This window comes from Vibrio genomosp. F6 (assembly GCF_005146325.1).
Lineage (GTDB): Bacteria > Pseudomonadota > Gammaproteobacteria > Enterobacterales > Vibrionaceae > Vibrio > Vibrio cortegadensis.
On the sequence record NZ_SYUT01000075.1, the window covers coordinates 1 to 2,864 of the forward strand.

The 2,864-nt window shown below is 38.5% G+C and carries 4 protein-coding genes; all 4 read right to left on the reverse strand.

The window, feature by feature from the left end; genetic code table 11:
* Positions 1 to 365, reverse strand: a 365-nt coding sequence (locus FCV43_RS18945; protein WP_346762998.1) for an IS3 family transposase, incomplete at its 3' end; no start/stop codon positions are given.
* Positions 362 to 670: a transposase gene (locus FCV43_RS18950; protein WP_017054517.1), complete on the reverse strand. Its 309-nt coding sequence runs from the start codon at positions 668 to 670 to the stop codon at positions 362 to 364. The genes FCV43_RS18945 and FCV43_RS18950, both read right to left, overlap by 4 nt.
* Positions 671 to 877: 207 nt before the next feature.
* Positions 878 to 1,456, reverse strand: a complete 579-nt coding sequence (locus tag FCV43_RS18960; protein ID WP_032479501.1) for a hypothetical protein — start codon at positions 1,454 to 1,456, stop codon at positions 878 to 880.
* 2 nt (positions 1,457 to 1,458) lie between these two features.
* Positions 1,459 to 2,793 (reverse strand): nucleotide-binding domain-containing protein, encoded by a 1,335-nt coding sequence (locus tag FCV43_RS18965; RefSeq protein WP_136996052.1) that lies wholly within the window; start codon positions 2,791 to 2,793, stop codon positions 1,459 to 1,461.
* Positions 2,794 to 2,864: the final 71 nt, after the last annotated feature.

Below are 2,864 nucleotides of genomic sequence, written 5' to 3' on the forward strand. Positions count from 1 at the left end.
TCAAAGTCTCTACGCAATAAATTATCGGCGACATTCGTCATCGCCGCGACATCTTTACTGTATTTAAACCCTTTTCCATTGCGAGCCTTAATACCCTTTTTCGTCATAATATCAGCAATATAGTTCACACTGCAGGCATAGCCTGCTTTGTTTAACTCTTCAGCTAAGCGAACTGAACCATACCTAGCCCGATACTCGGCAAAGGTACACATAACTAGCTGTTCAAAGCGGCTTCGACGTTTTGCTCGCTCGCTAAGCGAGCGACCTAACCATTTGTAGTAACCACTCGGGGACACGCCTAATGCACAACACATAAGAACAACGGCATACTCACCCACATAACTTTCGATGAACTCGTACTTCACTCTTGCTGCTTCGCGAAGTACGCCGAGACCTTCTTTAGGAATTCCATCTCATCTTTAAGTCGTTTGTTTTCGCGCTTAAGCGCTCGTAGTTCTTCGGATTCTTTCTTGGAATAATCAACACCGTCTAAAGTGTTAAACTGTTTATCAGACAAGCGGTTAAATTGACGCTTCCAGTTAGCAATCTGTTGGGCGCTGACGCCCAACTCTTTCGCAACGGATGCGGCAGTGCGACCTGGAAGCTCGGACAGACGAACTGCTTCTTTGCGGAATTCTTCGGTGTACGCTGGATTACGATGTTTAGCCATAAATCACCTCTCAATTAGACCCTAGATCTAACTTAGTAAAGTGTCTACTAAACGTGGGGTACTCGGACTTATAACGCCGCATTAAGGGGTGAGCAACGCTACCACGAAACTAAACCACACCACCGTAAACACAAAAACTAACATGGAATGAAAATGCCAAACGTTGGGAATCACTCTTAAATGCTTTGTTAAATGGCACATATACGGCTATTCAACTTTTGTAAATTCAACTATCCCGGCTGTATTTTTGCCATTTTGCCAGCAACGATTTGTCCAAAATACGCCTTTCATTTTCATAGTTGGGACATCGGTAACATGCAGCCTAGCCGCACCTTCGTAAAAAATTGTATCGGTTTCAGAAGGAGTATCATTTACCCCTTTAAACATGTATTCGAGCTCAAAACCGTCATCTTCAGTTCTAATTACTTTACAGTAGTTAGCGTAACTTCTACCTATTGTTGTTTGACCTTTCATTTTTATCGAAAAGAAATCTGCTTCAATTGTAACTGGAAACTCAACAACTGTTCCCCCATTAAAATTAGATTGAATCCTTCCAGTCCATTTGCCGTTAAAGTCAGGACAAAAATTATTCTTAAAGTAGTCGATATATACATACTTCCACAGGTATTTACCAACAATCCATGACAATATGGTTATTGCTGTAATTGTATAAGATATTGACCGTAGCATTGGCTGTTCAAGATATTGGTTAAAAGCCAAATACAAGATGATAGCAATTGCTGTAGGCAATCCATACTTTAACTTTGATGGTAATAAGTCCCACATAATTAGCGTCTCCCACCCTTAAATACTCTTTTTCTTCTCAATGTTGTGGCAGGCTTAACTTCTACATTAATGGTTTGAATGCCAATTACCGAACCATTATAAGTAATCATACATTCCATCGTATGAGAACCTGTATACGTAGTATCTCTCTTATGACTCTCGTTTGTTCGACCTGACACTTTATGACCGATATCATTAGCGTCAGTTGCCTGCTTACCAACGTTCCTAACAGTCCAGTGCGCATCGGCAAATGAATTAAAATCACTATGGTTACAAATCGTGAATGTCAGCGAATCACCTTTTTTCACAGTTACGCTATTAGTAACTATAGTTTCTACGTGTTTTCCATTTTTATCATATCGGCAGATAGAAATTTCAGGAACTGTTGTAACTGCTGGAAGATTTATACTACCAGAAGATGGATCAAGCTCGACTTGAGGGAAATAATGTTGAAATAGATTGGAAAATTCGACAGATCGTTCCAATTCAGTTGAATCGGAGCAATTTAAACAAACCTTCTTTAAATGGTCTAATTTTTGATGCGCAAATGCTTCAGCATCTTCTGGCATTGTTAAAATATCATTTCCATTAAGTGGATTACTAACGATGAAAGTAGACTCCAACTCTTCACATATACTTAAAACTGTATGTATAAAGCTGTCATCTTCATTCTCATACTTTTGCATATGTTGAGCTACAAGCACATTTATAGCCAACGATGGAATTTTTTTGAACTCTGTACCTTGCCATTTAACATTTACCCACGCTTTAAAATAACGTACCAATCGCTTCATCAACGCTCGGTCATCACTATTTGTATAGTAATTCGTAAGCCATTCTTGAATTGCTCTAGGATCGCTATCAATCCATCCATTATCTGTAGCAAGCTTTGTTTCAAGATCAGATTTATAATAAATAGGTGTATCGAGAGTTAAAAATGACGAAAATGTAAGACCTTCACACGCATTCTTTGATTTTTGTAGTTTAGCCTCGTCATTTATCTGACAATAAGATTCTAATGCATCCTTTAATGTAGCCTTGACATCTTGAGCATCAATCTCCTCTTCCTCCGCGTCAAATAGTAGGTAAACTCCAATATCAATATCATAAGAGGAATACTTATCTACAGGCTTAATTAACGTGCTACTTTTATAAGAGCCTTGCAACCAAAACTCTACTTTGCATTCAAATGCAGCACTGAGCTCTGCTTTCAAAAATTCAATTACTTCATCTTTCTTATTTATGCCTTTCGACAATACGATATCTGAAAGTTTAGTTCGTTGATGAAGGGTTTCTATACTTTCATCTATACTGTAAAACAACTGACTACAATTCATCACTAATTATCCTTTATGAGACTAACAGCCTACGTACTTTTCGACTGTGCCAATTTAACGCCCTGTTAAGG